At 64.2% G+C, this 17,217-nt stretch carries 13 protein-coding genes; 7 read left to right on the top strand and 6 right to left on the bottom strand.

All coding sequences use genetic code 11. The annotated features are described in order from the left end of the window. Positions 1 to 5: 5 nt before the first annotated feature. The 3 genes from istB to AC4QBL_RS10305 form a co-directional block, all read right to left on the bottom strand. On the bottom strand, positions 6 to 839 hold the full coding sequence (gene istB / locus AC4QBL_RS10315) for an IS21-like element helper ATPase IstB (protein WP_472907080.1): 834 nt from the start codon (positions 837 to 839) through the stop codon (positions 6 to 8). Beyond that, positions 836 to 2,359 carry an IS21 family transposase gene (gene istA, locus AC4QBL_RS10310; protein WP_472907081.1) on the bottom strand — a complete coding sequence of 508 codons (1,524 nt, stop codon included), beginning with the start codon at positions 2,357 to 2,359 and terminating at the stop codon, positions 836 to 838. Before istA ends, istB begins: the two co-directional genes overlap by 4 nt. A 199-nt stretch (positions 2,360 to 2,558) precedes the next feature. Further along, the gene (locus AC4QBL_RS10305; RefSeq protein ID WP_492131658.1) at positions 2,559 to 4,016 is read right to left on the bottom strand and encodes a TIGR02677 family protein; all 1,458 of its coding nucleotides are present in this window, start codon (positions 4,014 to 4,016) and stop codon (positions 2,559 to 2,561) included. A 428-nt stretch (positions 4,017 to 4,444) separates the two neighbouring features. Between AC4QBL_RS10305 and AC4QBL_RS10300 the strand changes: the two genes are divergently transcribed. Genes AC4QBL_RS10300 through AC4QBL_RS10285 form a run of 4 tightly spaced genes read left to right on the top strand, consistent with a single transcriptional unit; the run spans position 4,445 to position 7,566 of the window. Then, complete coding sequence (locus tag AC4QBL_RS10300) at positions 4,445 to 5,182, top strand: type IV toxin-antitoxin system AbiEi family antitoxin domain-containing protein (protein ID WP_472907083.1); 738 nt, start codon at positions 4,445 to 4,447, stop codon at positions 5,180 to 5,182. Then, the gene (locus tag AC4QBL_RS10295; protein WP_066084266.1) at positions 5,179 to 6,093 is read left to right on the top strand and encodes a nucleotidyl transferase AbiEii/AbiGii toxin family protein; all 915 of its coding nucleotides are present in this window, start codon (positions 5,179 to 5,181) and stop codon (positions 6,091 to 6,093) included. The genes AC4QBL_RS10300 and AC4QBL_RS10295 overlap by 4 nt, the downstream gene beginning before the upstream one ends. A gap of 36 nt (positions 6,094 to 6,129) precedes the next feature. After that, positions 6,130 to 6,696: a hypothetical protein gene (locus AC4QBL_RS10290; RefSeq protein ID WP_472907084.1), complete on the top strand. Its 567-nt coding sequence runs from the start codon at positions 6,130 to 6,132 to the stop codon at positions 6,694 to 6,696. Then, positions 6,697 to 7,566 (top strand): restriction endonuclease, encoded by an 870-nt coding sequence (locus AC4QBL_RS10285; RefSeq protein WP_066084269.1) that lies wholly within the window; start codon positions 6,697 to 6,699, stop codon positions 7,564 to 7,566. Positions 7,567 to 7,701: 135 nt separating this feature from the next. Here AC4QBL_RS10285 and gloA read toward each other — a convergent pair whose 3' ends face one another. Genes gloA through AC4QBL_RS10270 form a run of 3 tightly spaced genes read right to left on the bottom strand, consistent with a single transcriptional unit; the run spans position 7,702 to position 10,079 of the window. Continuing rightward, entirely contained in the window at positions 7,702 to 8,151 is a 450-nt protein-coding gene (gloA, locus tag AC4QBL_RS10280; RefSeq protein ID WP_472907085.1) for a lactoylglutathione lyase, read from the bottom strand. A 49-nt stretch (positions 8,152 to 8,200) separates the two neighbouring features. Continuing rightward, positions 8,201 to 9,526: an ATP-binding protein gene (locus AC4QBL_RS10275; RefSeq protein ID WP_472899850.1), complete on the bottom strand. Its 1,326-nt coding sequence runs from the start codon at positions 9,524 to 9,526 to the stop codon at positions 8,201 to 8,203. Positions 9,527 to 9,533: 7 nt separating this feature from the next. Further along, positions 9,534 to 10,079, bottom strand: a complete 546-nt coding sequence (locus AC4QBL_RS10270) for a heme NO-binding domain-containing protein (protein ID WP_472907086.1) — start codon at positions 10,077 to 10,079, stop codon at positions 9,534 to 9,536. A gap of 244 nt (positions 10,080 to 10,323) precedes the next feature. On the opposite strand from AC4QBL_RS10270, the gene AC4QBL_RS10265 reads away from it, so the two are divergent. From AC4QBL_RS10265 to AC4QBL_RS10255, 3 genes are all read left to right on the top strand, one after another. Further along, positions 10,324 to 12,372 (top strand): PAS domain-containing sensor histidine kinase, encoded by a 2,049-nt coding sequence (locus AC4QBL_RS10265; protein WP_472907087.1) that lies wholly within the window; start codon positions 10,324 to 10,326, stop codon positions 12,370 to 12,372. After that, complete coding sequence (locus tag AC4QBL_RS10260) at positions 12,369 to 13,010, top strand: response regulator (protein WP_472907088.1); 642 nt, start codon at positions 12,369 to 12,371, stop codon at positions 13,008 to 13,010. Before AC4QBL_RS10265 ends, AC4QBL_RS10260 begins: the two co-directional genes overlap by 4 nt. 194 nt (positions 13,011 to 13,204) lie before the next feature. After that, positions 13,205 to 17,191 (top strand): PAS domain S-box protein, encoded by a 3,987-nt coding sequence (locus AC4QBL_RS10255; RefSeq protein WP_472907089.1) that lies wholly within the window; start codon positions 13,205 to 13,207, stop codon positions 17,189 to 17,191. Positions 17,192 to 17,217: the final 26 nt, after the last annotated feature.

Raw genomic sequence — 17,217 nt, 5'->3', positions numbered from 1 at the left:
CCGAGCTAGGCGTCTGTGGATAAGTCTACCGCTGGTGCATCGGTTCCTCCTTTTTCAGTCATTGCGTTCTGGGCTGTTCGTGGCTTCTTTTTCGGGCCTGCCTTCGCTGCGGCGCTTGAGTGTTTGAACCGCCAGCTTTCATTGCCGGTCTCCACGATGTGGCAGTGGTGGGTCAGCCGGTCCAGCAGCGCCGTCGTCATCTTTGCGTCGCCAAACACCTGGCTCCATTCGCCGAAGCTCAGGTTGGTCGTGATCAGAACACTGGTGCGCTCGTAGAGCTTGGATAGCAGGTGGAACAGCAAGGCACCGCCGGCCTGGCTGAACGGCAAGTAGCCCAGCTCATCCAAGATCACGAGGTCCGTGTAGACCAGCCGGTGCGCGATCTGACCGGCCTTGCCCTGGCTCTTCTCCAGCTCCAGTGCATTGACCAGTTCGACCGTCGAGAAGAACCTCACCCGTTTGCCGTGCTTCTGAATGGCCTCGATGCCGATGGCTGTGGCCAGGTGGGTCTTGCCCGTGCCCGGCCCGCCGATGAGCACCGCGTTGTGGGCCGCGTCAATGAACTGGCCGCCATGCAGCGTGCGCACCAGCGCTTCGTCCACACCGGCCTGGCCGAACTCAAAGCCCGCCAGATCGCGGTGCGCGGGGAAGCGTGCCGCCCCCATCTGATACGCCATGGAGCGCACCGAGCGCTCGGCCTGTTCGGCGCGCAGCAACTGGCCCAGGAACGCCTCCGGGCTGAACTCGGTGTGCCGCGTCTGCGCGACCACCTCGGGGTAGTTGGCGGCCATGCCGTGCAGCTTCAAGGCCTTGAGCGCTGTGATGATGGTCTGGCTCATGGCTGTGCTCCTTGGGCGTCGTCGCCATCCAGCGAGCGCAGCCGGTCGTAACGCTGCACGTTGGCCAGTGGCTGCACCGTCAGCGTCAAGGGGGTCCTGGCCTCCTGAAGGTCAGCGAACTGACTGCCCGTCTTCAAACGCGCCAGCACATTGAGCACATGCTCGCCACTGGGCTTGCCGCTCTCCAGCGCCAGCTCGGCCGCCACCAGCACCGGCTCCAGACCGTGCATCGGCACGGCCGCCAGCACCTGCGCCATCACCCGGTCGCCACCTTCATGGCGCAGCAGAATGGCCTGCAACTTCTTCAGCGGCTCGGGCAGGGTCTCGAAGGGCGCACCGTTGCGCAGCGCCCCGGGCTTGCGTTCGATCAGGCTCACGTAGTGGCGCCAATCGTAGAAGGTCAGGCTGCGCTCGAAGCTGCGCGCGTGGCTGGCGATGCGGGTGTTCTCGGCCACCACGTCCAGGCGGTCCGGGTATAGGCGCAGGCTGACCACCTCGTGAGCGTGTTCGGTCGGCACGCTGTAGCGGTTGCGCTGCAGGTGCACCAGCGCCGTGCTGGAGACCCGGGCCAGCACCTCCACGTAGCCGTCAAATGGTTTGGGGTTGGGCATGAGGCGCAGTTGTTCGTCCTGCAGCACGTCGACCACCTTCAGGGTGGGCCACTCGGGGTGGTTGAGTTCGGCCCATGCGGCGCGGCACTCCTGGGCCAGCCAGTCGTTGAGCGCTTCCATGCTGGGCCAGCGCTGTTTGAGCGCCTTGTGCCAGATGCTGCTGCGCCGGTCACGCACGTTCTTCTCCACAATGCCCTTCTCCCAGCCGCTGGCGACGTTGCAGAACTCCGGCTCGAACAGGTAGTGGCCGGTCATGGCTTCAAAGCGCGCATTGATCACGCGCTTCTTGCCCGCGCCGACCTTGTCCACGGCAGTCTTCATGTTGTCGTAGATGCCGCGCTGGGGCACGCCGCCGAAGGCGGCAAACGCCCGGGCATGGGCATCGAACAGCATCTCGTGGCTCTGGGTCGGATAGGCCACCAGCCAGAAGGCGCGGCTGCCACACAGCTTGGTGTGCGCCACCTCCAGGCGCCGACGCAGCCCGCCCACCCAGGCGTACTCGGTGCTCCAGTCAAACTGAAAGGCATCACCCAGTGCGAACTTCAGCGGCACGAAGGCGGCCTTGCTGACCTTGCCCGATTGATCTTCTCGCCAACGTCGGGCAAAGGCGGCGACCCGGCCGTAGCCGCCGGTGTAACCCTGCTCGGCCAAGGTTTCGTACATGGCCTTGATGGTGCGGCGATCGCGTTTGCCGCGGTGCTGATCGGCCTTGAGCCAGGTTGCCAGCGTTTCAGTGAAGCCGTCGAGCTTGCTCACCACCACCCGCTGCGGGTACTTGGGCTCGACCATCTCGCCCTTGCGCAGCCAGGCCTTGACGGTGTTCCTCGCCAGGCCCGTGCGCCGCTCGATCTCTTTGATTGGAAGGCCATCGCGCAGGTGCATCCTGCGGATCTTTGCCAGTGTTCCCACGTTGATCACTCCTTGAACCCTCCTGCTCAAAATACAAGCAGGAGACCTTACTCAAGGGGTCAAAGTTGGATGAAAAAACTCAGTCCAGAGGGGTCAGATTTACGTGGAAATCAACAGCCTCTGCTGAATTCGTCCTGCTGCTGCGCCTTTTGGAGATCACCAATGCGCTGGTTATCTTGTCTTGGCGCAATGCGAATGTTCACATCGACTCCTGGGTCAGGGAGATCGTGAGCAGGTGATCGCGACCCGAGAACACACCGCTGGAGGTGGAGATGCGGGCACGACTGTCCGCTTCCAGTGGCTCCATCCGTATGTGAAGGAGTCCGTCACCTGTCTGGCGTTCAACAATCTGATCCGGGTGTGCCTGCTCGGCCAGTGCCTCGCCGAGCAGGCTGAGGAACAAGCCAAATGCGTGCGTGTCCAGATCGCCCAGTTCAGAGAGCTTGATCGGCTGACCGGTGGCCAGGCGCTGCCGTGCCGCCTCCACTTGGCGTGATTCTTCCGAGAGCTGTTGCGCCATTAACGCCCGTTCTGCGCTGCGGTCACGCACCCGTGCCAACGGGCCACGGGGAGCTGCTTCGCCGTATTCACGCAAACGCGGACTGATCTGCAAAGGTGGCGCATCCATCCAGGAGGTGCTCGCGGGAATGTCGTCTTCAGACTGCGGGTTCAGCGAAAAATGTCGGGCGGGCTGGAGTGCAAAAGCTGCACGCGCGAGACGATGTGCTTCGCTTTCGGACTCGCAGGCTGCAAACCACTGGGCAAGCATCCGAAAGTCTGCAGAACGGTCGCTGCGCCCGCTGCGTCGTTCGTTCATGGCCGCTATGGCACCCAGCAGCTGGGGGATCGCGGCCCGTGCCCGGGCGCGCAGCAGTTCCGCTTGAGGAGGTTCTGCTCCCGTCGAAAGGAACCAACCTTGAAGTCCTTTCCATCGCTCTCGCCAGCCTTGCCAGCGACGCATTTTTTCGTCGATCTGGTCCTGGGCATCACCCGGTGCTGCGTCGGTGGCCTCGCGCTCGGCAATCTGCAGAAAGATGTGATCGATGCGGGAGGAGAGGTATTGAATGAGCTGGGCAATGGCCTCTGAACGGCGGACCAGATCGCCCATGAACCGTTCAAGGTAGTCGATCAGGCGCCGCTTGTAGGTGATGACCGCATTCGCATCCGCTTGCTGCAGCTCCAGGCTGCGGGCCACGCCGGCCATGAAGGCTTGTGCGTTTTCGGCCAGGTCCTCAAAAACGCGAACCAGATCGCGCAACACCTCATGCATCTTGGCAACGTCAGGGCCATCGGGTGACGTGGTGTCGTCAACCAGTTGCCGCAACGCCAGAAGGCGGCTGGTGATGTCTTCCAGGGCGACGGTCTGCAACTCTGCGCGACGGTACAAGGTCTGGAAGAAGACCGTCAGACCCGCTTCCACCGCCTCGCCTCCGTGGGACAGACGATAGAGAAAGCGGGCACGGTAGAAGTCGTTCAGCGACGATACGCGCGCGGTGTCGGGCTGGGATTCGAGGTTGCCCCAATCGGCCAGTTGGGCCAAGGCGGTGCTCACTTCTTCAAGGCGCGGGGGGGAACCGGACCAGTTGGCTTCAGCGAGGACCTCATCCGGCCGCAACTGGAGGCGGTACTGCCGCTTGGCCGCGGCGAAAACGTCCATGATGCTTCGGTAGAGCGCGGCTTTCTCCGCGCTCAGGTGCCGAAACAGTTCTGCTGCCGTGTTTGTTGCAAGCACTTGATGTGCTCCTCCTTTGTTCCCCTTGCTCGGCAAATAGTAACCGGAGTAACGGGATGTCAGGCAGGAGCGGGCCGACCACGTGCTGTCACGGGGTGCAGGGCACGAAGAGATCGGTCCATTCTGGGGGCTGCGTTGCGCGCGACTGGGTCGAGGTGGAGTGCCGCTCAATCAGGGGCTCCATCGCAACCAGCGAAGGATGCACAGCGTCGGGTGGCTTGGTGCTGATCTCTTGCTTGGTTGTCGATGGGTGGATTGTTGATTTTGAAAATGTGCTGTTGTCGTAGTCAGGCTGCGATTCAAAATCACATTTCATGTTGACTGAAGTTTGAATAAAGTGTTTGAATCGCAGTATGGCTACGATTAGAACGAGCAAGCTAAATGCGCTCTATACCCGCCTGCCGCCGGGGATGCCGCTGACCTCGGACGACCTGGCGGCGCTGGGCATCTCTGCGGATCTGGCCGTGCACTATGTGCGCGCGGGCTGGCTCGCGCGCTTGTCGCGCGGGGTCTTCTGCCGACCCAACGACACCCTAGCGCTGCATCCGAGCCTGATCCTGCTGCAGCGTCGCCTCAAAGGCTTGCACGTCGGCGGCAAGTCGGCACTGGACTGGTACGGCGTGCGCCAGTATGTGGCGCAGCAGCCGGTGCTGCAGCTTTACGGCTGGGCGGCCGGGCGCCTGCCCGAATGGTTCACCGAGCGCTTTCCGGCCGAGTATCACCGCAAGCGGCTCTTCGATGAGCAGCCTGGCGCCTTGCTGCACGCCGGGCCGTTCGAGAAGCGTAGCGGAGCGCCGCAGGTATCGGCGCCGGAGCGCGCACTGCTGGAGTTGCTGAGCGACGTAGGCGTCCGCCAGCCGTTGCAGGAGGCGCGCGAGCTCGTGGAAAGCGCCTACAGCCTTCGCGTCGACGTGCTGCGCGAACTGCTGCAGCGCTGCACGAGCGTGAAAACCGTGAGGCTGTGCCTGCAGCTCGGCCGCGAGGCATCGTTGCCCTGGGCAGCCAAGCTTGATCCGGCCACGCTACCGACGGGTAGCGACCGGCCCTGGGTGTCCCGATCGGCCGACGGCCTGCTGGTGCTTAAACGATGAATCAGACCTATCTTGATACCGCGCGCCTGCTGACGCAGGTTGCACCACTGGTATTCGTGGACGACACGTTCGCGCTGAAGGGTGGAACCGCGATCAACCTCTTCGTGCGCGACATGCCGCGCCTGTCGGTGGATCTTGATCTGGTCTTTCCCGACCACACACTGCCACGTGACGAGGCGCTGGCGCGCATCAATGAGGCCGTCCGGCAAGCGGCCGAGCGCTTGAAGAAGCGAGGCTTGCAGGTGCACGCGCCGGCGGCAGCAGCGGGGGAGACCAAGCTGCTGGTGCGGCGCGGTCCCGTACAGGTCAAGATCGAGGTGAACTTCGTGATGCGGGGCACCGTGCGGCCGGTGCGCCAAGCCTCGCTCACGCCGACCGCGCGTGATGTGCTGATGGCCGACCTCGTGATCCCGGTGGTGTCGCTGGAGGACGTGTATGGCGGCAAGCTGGTGGCGGCATTGGACCGACAGCATCCGCGCGACCTGTTCGATGTGATGCAGCTCTTTGCGCACGAAGGCATCACGCCCGGAATCCGGCGTGCCTTCGTGGTCTACCTGGCCAGCAGCAACCGGCCGGTGCACGAGGTGCTGTTCCCGCCGCTGCGCGACATCAGGCACGACTTTGTGCACAACTTCCAGGGCATGACGGCCGAGCCGGTGCCGTTGGACGCATTGCTCGCGGCACGCGAGCGCCTCGTGCGCGAGATCCAGCAGGGGCTCGATGATGACGAGCGCCGCTTCCTGTTGTCACTCGTCGCCGGCGCACCCGAGTGGGCGCTGTTGGGCATCGACCAGCTGGAGCATCTGCCGGGCGTGCGATGGAAGCTGCATAACCTGACGCAGTTGCAGAAGACGAATGCCAAGAAGTTTGCCGAGCAGGCAGCCCTGTTGGCCGCCCAGCTGAACGGCTAGGAAATGCGCTAGCGCGTTCGATCAAAAGGAGGAGACATGCACCCAATCCAAATGCAGGAAGGCGACCGTGGGATCGGCATGGGCTACACCGCCTTCATCAATAGGTTCGAGGCGATCTGCCAAGAACATCTGCATGAAGGGCGAGCCAGGGCCTTTGCTTTCGTCTTCTACGACATGACCAATGGCGTCGTGCGTCGCGCCCTGAGTGACGCCCAAGGCTTCCGGCTTCTGCATGAGAAGACTGGCAAAGACATCACGCTCTTCTATCTGCATGACCGTGCGATCGAAGCCCACTGGGGTAGCTTCAACAAAACGTTCATGGAGGCGCTGGGGGTTGAGGATCAAGCGGTGCCGCCCTGCATGGTGTTCTTTCGCGTGCATGGGGAGGACATCGAGGACGTTTCGATCTACCGCATCGACGAGCAGACCACAGACCCCGTTCTTGTCGTCGCCGAGCTTGAACTGTATGTAGGCGACGCCATCAGGCGCCTGAACGCCGAAGGCAATGTTTCCGCGTTGTCTGCACTAGGCAACCTGATCGCCCCGATCGGCGCTCTGGCAAAGCTGGGCGAATTCCTTTTCAAGCTCAAGGGGGCTGCCTAGATGCCGAATATTCGATCGCTGGACATAAAGTTTCTCGACGACTTGTTCGAGATGAACGGCGGTTACGTCCTCGACTTCTCCGACAACAGCATGGCCCGGTTCTTCGCAGAAGAACTGAACGTCGACATCTACGACGATACCTACCGAGAACATGGCACCTCGAAGGCCAAACGACTTCGGTGCTACTTGAACAAGGTCGACGTGCCCACTTCGGTCAAGACGCTGCAGACCTTGTGGGACTACCGCGAGGGGATTCGGAAGCATCGCGAGCGCGAGGAGTGGGTCCCGAACGCGGAGGGGCGATTCTTCTCGCTTTTGAATCGCATGCAGGGCAAGCCCGATGCGGCTCCCGCTGGCGAGCCGCCCAAGGCCGCCTTCGACCTGCCGAAGATTCTCGCGTTGAAGCAACGGCTGATTGATCTCTCCTCGATGGAGCCGCACCCGCGAGGCTATGCGTTCGAGGTCTGGCTGCGCGACGCCTTCAACTTCTATGGGTTGGAGGCCCGCGAACCGTTTAGGAACAAGGGCGAGCAGATCGACGGCAGCTTCGTCTTGCAGGGCGAGACCTATCTGCTCGAAGCGAAGTGGGAATCGGCGAAGACCAGCGCTGCCGACCTTCATGCATTCCAAGGAAAGCTGGAGCAGAAGGCCGCGTGGGCACGAGGCCTGTTCGTCAGCAACAGCGGCTTTACCGAAGACGGCTTGATCGCCTTCGGACGCGGCAAGCGCGTCGTCTGCATGGACGGTCTCGATCTCTTCGACGCGCTTGACCGAGAACTGCCGCTCAACCTCGCGATCGACCGGAAGGTTCGACGTGCGGCGGAAACCGGCCTTCCATTCGAGAGGATTCGCGACCTCTTCTCGCGTTGACGTGGCGTCCCTCGCTATGCGACTGCGGATTCGCGAAGCTGGGAGCGGGCATGCTCGCATTCGCGGTGGAGCGTCCTGCGCGGTCTTCCACCACCGGATGCGCGCCCGCTTGCGCGGGCTTCTGTTGCTTAACTGCTACGCACTGCGTAGCGGATCGATGTTTTTGGCGTCCGACTGGCGTCTGTCGTCGTAAGTAGTTGATTCTCTTTGTATTAATTCGATCTTGTAGCCGTCCGGGTCGGTCACAAACGCGATGACGGTGCTGCCACCTTTCACCGGACCCGCGTCACGGGTCACGTTGCCGCCCGCCGCCTTGATCTTTTCGCAGGCGGCGTAGGCGTCGGGCACGCCCAGCGCAATGTGGCCGTAGGCGGTGCCCATGTCGTAGCTTTCGGTGCCCCAGTTGTAGGTCAGTTCAATCTCGGCCTGGCCGGGGTTGCCGCCGTCGAAGCCCAGAAATGCCAGCGAGTATTTGTACTCCGGGTTTTCAGAGGTGCGCAGCAATTGCATGCCCAGGACCTGGGTGTAGAAGTCGATGGAGCGCTGCAGGTTGCCCACGCGCAGCATGGTGTGTAGGAATCTCATGGCGCTATTTTGAGGGCATTCCGAAGACCGGGTGGTCTGACGTGTCACTTCAGGCTGGGAGCCGCAGGGTCACCAGTTTTTCGCGCAACGCGTTGAGGCGAAAGGGTTTGCTCAAAAAGTCGTCCATCCCCGCTTGCAGGCAGCGCTCGCGGTCGCTCTCAAACGCGTTGGCCGTGAGCGCAATGATGTAGGGCTGGCGCGGCAGGGCCAGCAAGCGAATGGCTTGGGTGGCTTCTACGCCGTCCATACCCGGCATCTGCATGTCCATCAGGACAATGCTGTAGTCGTTGGCCGACACCATCGCCACCGACTCGTGGCCGTCTTTGGCGGCATCGGCCACCAAGCCCAGTTTGCCCAGCATGGCCACCGCCAGCGTGCGGTTGATGAAATCGTCGTCCACGACCAGCACGCGGTGTTGGGCGTTGCTCGCCTCCATGGGCAGCAGGGGCGACGGCGCGGTGTCCAGCGCCCGGGCGCCGTGGCCCAGAAACACAGAAAACTCAAAGGTGGAGCCCTCGCCCGCGCGGCTGTGCACGCTGATGCTGCCGCCCATGGCTTCGCACAGCCGCGCGCAGATCACCAGCCCCAGGCCGGTGCCGCCAAAACGCCGCGTGGTGGACGAGTCCACCTGCGAAAACGCCTGAAACAGGCGGTCCATGCGGTCGGCCGGTATGCCGATGCCACTGTCTCGCACCGAAAAACCCAGGCGCACACCGTCGGCATGGGTTTGCAGCAGTTTCACCGCCACGTGCACGGCCCCCTGGCTGGTGAACTTGATCGCGTTGGACAGCAGGTTGGACACAATTTGACGCAGCCGGTTGCGGTCACCCATGACGGTGGCGGGCAGCGCGGGGTCAAACGTGGTGTGCAGCGTCAGCCCTTTGTCGCTGATCTGGGGGCGAAACGGGGCCAGGGTGTTGTCCAGCGCGCGTTGCAGGTCAAAGCTTTTGGACTCCAGTTCCAGCTTGCCCGCATCGATCTTGGAAAAATCCAGAATGTCGTTGATGAGCGCCAGCAAGGCGTCCCCGCTGCTGCGCACGGTGCTCAGGTAGGCGCGCTGCTCGGTGTCGAGCTGGGTCATTTCCAGCAGCTGCGACATGCCCAGAATGCCGTTCATGGGCGTGCGAATCTCGTGGCTCATCATGGCCAGAAAATCGCTTTTGGATCGGGCTGAAGCTTCGGCGCGCTCCAGCGCCCCTTGCAGCTCGGCGGTGCGTTCGGCCACCTGCTGCTCCAGGCCCGCGGCCAGTTGCTGCAAGGACTGGTTGGTGTGGTAAAGCGCCAGGCTTTTTTCTTCAAGCAGACGCTCAGCCTCTTTGCGGGCGGTGCGTTCGCGTGCCAGGGCGCGGGTGAGCCTTTCGCTTTCGTCGGTCATGGGCGTGTCAGGTGGTGCGGGTGAGCACAAAGCGCTCGCGCTGCACACCGTTTTCTTGCAAGGCGCTGCGTGACAGGTCGGCGCGTTCGCCAAAATGGGCCATGCAGCCCCGCATGAGCCCCTCGGCCAGGTCTTCAAAATGGCGCGGCGAGTCGTACACCAAAATAAGGCGTTGGGGGGTGTGCTCCTCTACCGTGAAGCGGGGCAACTGAGCGTCGGGGTAGAGCTTGCGCACTTCGGCATGGATCACATCCTCAATGCCTGCGAGAAAGTCAAAAGCGTTGGTCTGGTGGGTGAAAAATCCCGGATAGCCGCGCGCAAACCGGCTAAACAGGTGTTGGCCGAATGTGAGCAACAAATCGCGCACGGCCACGCCGGAGCGCTGCGACAGGGCCACCACCATGGACACCATTTCGCTGTGGGGGTAAGTGCCGACGGCGGTGTAGGCGCCACCTGACGGCAAGTCCGAGTCGACAATGATGTGGTCCACCATCTCTGCCGAGAAGCGGTCTTCGACCATGTCCAAAAATTCGGTGAATACGACACCTTTCACGGTTCAACTCCTGGCATGACGGTGGTGCAGCGCGCGGGTGCGACTGCAGCCATTCTGATGGCATCACCTTTTCCCATAGCCGGGAAATATCCCCTTTTTGCTGTGCATTTGTAACGATCCAGGGCGCACCCTGTCTGCCGAATGACTTGAAAATGGGTTGCCGGGCTGCCCGGTGGTGGTTGCCCCCGTTTTTCCTGCCTGCACAATCAACGAACGGCCCACCCTACCGACGCATTCCCAGCCCATGAGCACCCCTTCCTTCCGTCCCTTTCGCCGTGTGGTCGTGGCTTACGCCCTGGCGGCGTTTCTCTGGATCTGGCTGTCAGACCGGGCGGTGGACCTGCTGTTTCATGACCACAGCTGGCATCTTTGGGCTCAGACCTGGAAGGGCTGGCTTTTTGTGGGCGTCACCACGGCGTTTTTGTATGTGTTGCTGCGGCGCCTGCACAGCCAGATGCAGCGTGCCGCGGCCCTGGAAACCGCCGCGCTGCGGCGTGAGGCCCATACAGCAGCGCTGCTCAGCGCCGTGGCCGACGGTTCGGGCGAGGCGATTTTTGCCAAAGACCTGGAAGGGCGCTACCTGTTGTTCAACCGCGAGGCCGCGCGCTGGACCGGGCAGGCGGCCGACAGCGTGCTGGGGCGCGACGACCGCGCCTTGTTTCCGCCAGAGCAGGTGCAGGCCATACAGGCCAACGACCGCCGGGTGATGGCGCAGGACAGCACGCAGACCTTTCAGGAGGTGCTGGACACCCGGCAGGGTCAGCGCATTTGTCTGTCTACCAAAGGCCCATTGCACGGTGCAAACGGCGTCACGGGCCTGTTTGGCCTCACGCGCGACATCACCGCCACGGTGGCTGCTCAGCGTCAGCTGGAAAGCAGCGAACGCGGGTACCGGCTGCTTTTCGAGGCCAACCCGCACCCCATGTGGGTGTTTGACCGTGCCAGCCTGCGTTTTTTGGCGGTGAACGAGGCTGCCATGGCGCGCTATGGTTATGAACGGTCCGAGTTTTTGGGCATGACGATAGAGAACATCCGGCCGCCGGACAGCGTGCCCGCCTTGCGACAGCTGTTGGCTGGCATTGAACAGTCCCGCCCGCGTGAAATTTTCAACGTGGGCGTGTGGACCCACCGCACCAAAGACGGCGGTTTGCTGGAGGTGGAAATACTGACCAGCGAGATTGATTTTGAAGGCCGCCCGGCGCGCCTGGTGCTGGCGCAGGATGTGATGGAACGCAACCGGGTGGCGCGCGAACGCGATGCTGCGCACCAGCGGCTTCAGGCTGTGCTCAGCCGCATCACCGACGCGTTCATGTCCACCGACACCGACCAGCGCCTGGTGTATGTCAACAACAAGGTGGCGCTGCTGGCGGGGCGTGTGTCGCCCGGCGAGATGCTGGGCCAAGTGTTGTGGGACGTGTTTCCCGAAGCGGTGGGCACCGCTTTTGAGGCCGCTTACTGGAGCGCCCTCGAAACCGGGCAGCTCACGGTGGCTGAAGACTGGTACCCGCCCTGGGGCTTGTGGCTGGAGGTGCGCTTGTTCCCGTCTGATGAGGGTGTGTCGGTCTACATCACCGACATCTCGGAGCGCAAACGGTCCGAGCAGGCGCTGTTGCAGTCGCAAAACGCCTTGTCCAAGCTGTCGATGCAGCTGATGGCCCAGGAACGCGAGACCGCACGGCGCATTGGCCAGGCGCTGCACGACCAACTGGGCCAGCAACTGGGCAGTGCCCGGCTGTACCTCGACGTGGCGATGGCGCAGGCCGCGGTGGTTGACAGCGCCCTACCGACCCGCAATCCCTTGAGCCAGGTGTCGGCCTTGCTGGACGGCGCCATTGCCGAGGTGCGCCATGTGCTGCGTGACATGCGGCCCCCGCTGCTGGAGGACCAGGGCCTGGCCGCTGCGCTGGACAACGAACTGCGCCTGTCACCCGCGCAAGACCTCGGCTTGCGGGTGGCGCTGGAGCTGGGGTCTGCGGTGCGCGGCCTGCGCTGGCCCGATGCCGTGGAATACGCCAGTTTCATGATTGCCCGCGAGGCCATTGGCAACGCGCTGCGCCATGCCCAGGGCACATGCATCCGGGTGGCGCTGGACGGTGACCCGGGCCACCTGAGCCTGCGCATTGAAGACGACGGTGTGGGCCTGGAGCCCGCCAGCCTGCAAGGGCGCCCGGGGCACCTGGGTATGGTGGGGATGCGGGAGCGGGCTGCGGCCATTGGCGCGCGCCTGGTGGTCGAGCGCGGTGCGCAAGGCGGCACCGTGGTGGCGTTGACGCTGGAGCTGGTGGAGCCATGAGCGACATCTACATCGTGGACGACCACGCGCTCATGCGCGATGGTCTGCGCGTGGTGCTGGAGCATGGGGGGCACCGCGTGCTGGGTGAGTCGGACGACATCACCACCGCGCTGGCCGACATCCAGCGCCTGGCGCCCAGTGTGTTGCTGCTGGACTTGCACCTGGGCGAGCGCTCGGGCCTGGAGTTGCTGGAGCAGCTGGACAAGCGCCACAGCGCGGTGCGCACCATTGTGCTGACCATGTCCAGCCAGCCACTGCATGTGGCCGAGGCCTTGCGGCTGGGTGCGGTGGGTTATGTGCTCAAAGGGTCTCCGGCGGCCGAGGTGTTGGCCGCGGTGGCTGGCGCCGCCCGTGCTGCCAGCTACCTGGGCCCCGGGGTGCAGGCGCTGGCCACGCTGGGCCGCCTGCAGGCCGAGGCCACCGGGGGTCTGGCGCAGCTCTCGGCCCGCGAGCGCCAGATCATCACGCTGGTGGTGCGGGGGCGCTCCAGCGCAGCCATCGGTGAGCTGTTGCACTTGTCGTCCAAAACGGTCGACTCTTACCGCGGCCGGCTGATGGCGAAACTGGATGTGGCCGACGTGCCGGCGCTGGTTCGCCTCGCGATTCGCGAGGGTCTCATCAGTGCCGATGAGGTGTGACGCCCTGTAGATTGCGTGGTGGCGTGAATAAACGCACGGTGGGGTGGTGTCGGCCACACGGTTTGTCCAGAATTCCCTACATCGCTGTGGGCCGGTAGCCTTCAAAGTCCCGGGACTGCGTTTCTTTCTTCATTCACACCCGTCGCGCCGCCGCGTGTTTCGGGTGCCTTGCGCTTTTGCCGACCCACTTTTTCATGCCATCTCCCTTTCTGCCAGCCGACGAACTGTCTCGGCTGCAGCCATTGCGCTCCAGCGCCCGATTGGATGCCGCGTCCGATCACGCCCTGAACGACCTTGCCCGTGTGGCCGCCCATGCCTGCCATTGCGCCATGGCGGTGATTTGCCTGGGTGACGACCACACCCAAACGGTGCACACCGTGTGTGGCGCCGAGTGGCCTTTGTCGGGCGCCGAGCTGTCCTTTTGTGCGCGGGCGCTGCAGGGCCACGGGGTGCTGGTGGTGTCTGACGCCACCCTGGACCCTCTGCTGGCCGACAGCCCGTTGGTGGTGTCTGAGCCGCACGTGCGTTTTCTGGCTGCCACGGCGCTGCAGGTAGACGGCCGCCGCGTGGGCACGCTGTGCGTGATGGACGCACACCCCCGCACCATGAGCGCCGACGAACGCGCGCTGCTAGTGGACCTGGCGCATGCGGTCGAAAACGTGTTGGTTGGACGCAGCGAGCAAGACCGTGTGCGCGAAAGCGAGCAGGCTTTTCGCCAGCTGGCCGAGCAGTCGCCCGGCATCGTGTACCGCGCCGCCATGGACGACGCCAGCACCACCCTGCATGTGAGCCCGCGGGTGCAGGAACTGGGCTTTACGCCCGAGGAATGGCAAGCGAACCCGCAGGCCTGGGTGCAGGCCCTGCACCCGCAAGACCGCGACCGAACGTTGGGCGCGCTGGCCCGCGGGGTGGCTGCAGGGCGGCCGTTTGAGCTGACTTACCGCTTGCGCAACGCAGCTGGTGCCTGGCGCCACTTTCAAGACGCCGTTTGCATCTTGCACCCCTTTGAAGGCGTCGCACCGGTGGTGCAAGGGGTGATGCTGGACATCACCGACCGGATCGAAGCCCAGACCTACCGCGACCTGCTGTTCATGCAGCTGCCTGACGGCGTGCTGATGGTGGACGCGCAGCAGCGCGTGGTGGATGTGAACCCGGAAGCTGAACGCCTGCTGGGGTTTGCGCGCGCCGCGCTCATGCACCGCCCGTTGGCCGAGTTGCGCTGGGGGCTGGCCGATGCTGCCCCGGCGCTGGGCGACTTGCAGGCGTCTGGCGCCATGGAGTGGCCTTACCGGCACCCCGATGGGCAAGTGCGCCACGTTGAAGTGACGACCCGCGCGTTTGACGACGGCCGGCAGATTCTGGTGCTGCGCGATATGAGCCAGCGCAGGGCCGAGGTCAGCATGCTGCGCAAGCTCTCGCTGGCAGCCGAGCAGGCTTCAGAGGCCATCGTCATCACCGACCTGGCCGCCAACATCGAATACGTGAACCGGGCCGCCATTCAGTCGTCGGGCTATGCCCTTGAGGAGTTGCTGGGCCAAAACTCGCGCATCCTGCAGTCGGGGCTGACGCCCAATTCGCGCTACCGCAAGCTGTGGGGCGCACTGACCGCCGGCAAGGTGTGGCGCGGTTTTCTGAACAACCGGCGCAAAGACGGCTCGCTCTACATCGAGTTCGCGGTGATCTCGCCGGTGCGCTCGCCCGACGGCGCGGTGACCCACTACCTGGCGGTCAAAGAGGACATCACCGAAAAACGCCGCATGGGCGAAGACCTTGACCGCTACCGGACACAGCTCGACGATCTGGTGGACCAGCGCACCCAGGAGCTGGACCGTGCCCGCCAGTCGGCGGAAAACGCCAGCGCCGCCAAGAGCGCCTTTCTGGCGGCCATGAGCCACGAGATCCGCACGCCCATGAACGGCGTGATCGGGCTGTCCGAGGTGCTGCTGCAGACCCGCTTGTCGCCCCAGCAGCACGACATGGCCGAGACCATTCTGGAGTCGGGCCAGGCGCTGCTTAGGTTGATTGAAGACATCCTCGATTTTTCCAAAATAGAGGCCGGGCGCCTGACCCTGGAGTCTCAGCCCATGGAGCTGCTGCAGGTGGTGGAGAAAGCCTGCGACATCCTTCAGCCCATGGCCTCGATGCGGCAGGTGCAGCTGCGCGCCTTTGTCGACCCGCAGCTGCCGCCCCAGGTGCTGGGCGACAGCGCCCGGCTGCGCCAGATCATCATCAACCTGGTGGGCAACAGCATCAAGTTTTCGGCGGGGCTGGAACACACCGGGCGGGTGTCGCTGCGGCTGACGCAGGCGGCGCCCAACAGCCTGCGGCTGGTGGTGGCCGACAACGGCATTGGCATGTCGGCCGAGGTGCAGCAGCGCGTGTTTCATGCCTTTGTGCAGGGCGACCTGGCCACCAACCGGCAATACGGGGGCACGGGGCTGGGGCTGGTGATCAGCCAGCGCCTGGTGCAGGCCATGGGGGGCACGATGTCGCTGCAGAGCGAGGCGGGCAAGGGCACGGTGTTCACGGTCGATCTGCCGCTGCACCCGGTTTTTGATGCGCCTGCGGCGGTGCCCATGCCCGAACTGGCTGGTGTGACGGTGCACCTGCTGCTGCACGATGAGGCGCTGGCCAGCGACTGGGCCAGCTATCTGAGCGCCGCCGGAGCCCAGGTGGAGCGGGGCGGCACGGCATCGCCGGGGTTGCTCGCCCCGCGCCCTGCCGAGTCCCCTGTGGTGTTGGTTGCCGAAAGCCTGGTGGCCAGCGATGCCGCATGGGCGCAGCAACTGGCGCAGCACCCGCTGTTGGTGGTGCAGCGCGGTGCGCCGCCAGCGGCACCGGTCCCACTGGCCCACAAAATTCACCTGAACATGGACGGCCTGCATGTGCGCACGCTGCTCGATGCCGTGGCGCTGCTGGCGCGGCAAGGTTCGTGTGAGCCCGGCGTTGCCGCGGAGTTGTGCGCCCTACCTGAGCAGGCGCCCGTGGACCCGGAGCTGGCCGCCATTCAGGGGCGTTTGGTGCTGGTGGCCGACGACAACGAGGTCAACCAAAAAGTGATCCAGCGGCAGCTGGAGGTGTTGGGCTTTGCCTCGGAAACGGTGGGCGATGGAGAGGCGGCGCTGCAGCGCTGGCGCGAGCGCCCGGACCGCTATGGCCTGTTGCTGACCGACCTGTTCATGCCGAACTTGGACGGCTACGCTTTGGCCATCGCGCTGCGCCAGGAAGAGGTGCCGCGGCCCTTGCCCCACCACCGCCTGCCCATCATTGCGCTCACGGCCAACGCCAGCCGCAGCGATTCCGAGCGATGTCTGGCCGTGGGTATGGACGGGTACATCAGCAAGCCGGTGGCGCTGAACGATTTGCGGGCCCTGCTGGAGCACTGGATGCCTTCGAGCAGCAGCCCACCCGTAGCGTGTCGAACCCCTGCGCCCGCGCCGCGCGACGGGGTGGACGGTGGTGCCCTGGCTCGCCTGGTGGGCAACGATGCCGAGACCATCAAGAGCTTGCAACTGCAGTTCATGGCCAACCTGGAAGCCGGAATCGCCGAAGTGGAGGCCGCCCTGTCGCGGCAAGACTGGCCTGGGGCGGGCCTGGTGGGGCACCGGCTGAAATCGTCTTCTCGGGCGGTGGGGGCGGTGGCCCTGGGCGATGTGTTTGACCGCATGGAGCTGGCCTGGCGCACCGGGCGACCCAAGGAACTCACGGCGCTGGCCGGGCAGCTGCGTCCGGGCATGGGTGTGCTGAAACCCTATTTTGCCGATGCTGCCGACACCGGAACCGCCGGCGAACCCCGCATCTTGTGTGTGGACGACGACAGCCAGCACCTCGCGCAGCTCCAAGATCTGTTGCAAGGGCTGGTCAGTGTGCCGGTGCAAACCTTCGCCAATGGCGCGGCCTTGCTGGAACACCTGAGCGGCGCCAGCACCCGTTCACTGCTGTTGCTGATCGACCTGAACATGCCGCAAATGGACGGTGTTGAGCTGGTGCAAGAACTGGCGCGGCGGCAGTTTGAAGGTGCGCTGGCCATGGTCAGCAGCACCGACCACCGGGTGCTGGAGATGGCCACCACGCTGGCCGAGGCCTACGGCCTGCAGTCGGTGGGTGCGTTGAACCGACCGGTGCGCGGGGATGCCCTGAAGGCACTGCTGGAGCGCTGGCAACCCGCCTGCGTGGCATGAGCGGCGGAGCGCCTTGGAGACGGCGC

It is taken from the genome of Hydrogenophaga sp. L99, assembly GCF_058731905.1.
The sequence above is the reverse complement of the archived record's forward strand: the minus strand, read 5'-3'. Positions and strand labels throughout refer to the sequence as shown.

Bases quoted from the DNA above. Each gene is read 5' to 3' on its own strand.
- istB (WP_472907080.1), bottom strand. From the start codon at position 839: ATGAGCCAGACCATCATCACAGCGCTCAAGGCCTTGAAGCTGCACGGC.
- AC4QBL_RS10305 (WP_492131658.1), bottom strand. From the start codon at position 4,016: ATGGACGTTTTCGCCGCGGCCAAGCGGCAGTACCGCCTCCAGTTGCGG.
- AC4QBL_RS10300 (WP_472907083.1), top strand. From the start codon at position 4,445: ATGGCTACGATTAGAACGAGCAAGCTAAATGCGCTCTATACCCGCCTG.
- AC4QBL_RS10295 (WP_066084266.1), top strand. From the start codon at position 5,179: ATGAATCAGACCTATCTTGATACCGCGCGCCTGCTGACGCAGGTTGCA.
- AC4QBL_RS10290 (WP_472907084.1), top strand. From the start codon at position 6,130: ATGCACCCAATCCAAATGCAGGAAGGCGACCGTGGGATCGGCATGGGC.
- AC4QBL_RS10285 (WP_066084269.1), top strand. From the start codon at position 6,697: ATGCCGAATATTCGATCGCTGGACATAAAGTTTCTCGACGACTTGTTC.
- gloA (WP_472907085.1), bottom strand. From the start codon at position 8,151: ATGAGATTCCTACACACCATGCTGCGCGTGGGCAACCTGCAGCGCTCC.
- AC4QBL_RS10275 (WP_472899850.1), bottom strand. From the start codon at position 9,526: ATGACCGACGAAAGCGAAAGGCTCACCCGCGCCCTGGCACGCGAACGC.
- AC4QBL_RS10265 (WP_472907087.1), top strand. From the start codon at position 10,324: ATGAGCACCCCTTCCTTCCGTCCCTTTCGCCGTGTGGTCGTGGCTTAC.
- AC4QBL_RS10260 (WP_472907088.1), top strand. From the start codon at position 12,369: ATGAGCGACATCTACATCGTGGACGACCACGCGCTCATGCGCGATGGT.
- AC4QBL_RS10255 (WP_472907089.1), top strand. From the start codon at position 13,205: ATGCCATCTCCCTTTCTGCCAGCCGACGAACTGTCTCGGCTGCAGCCA.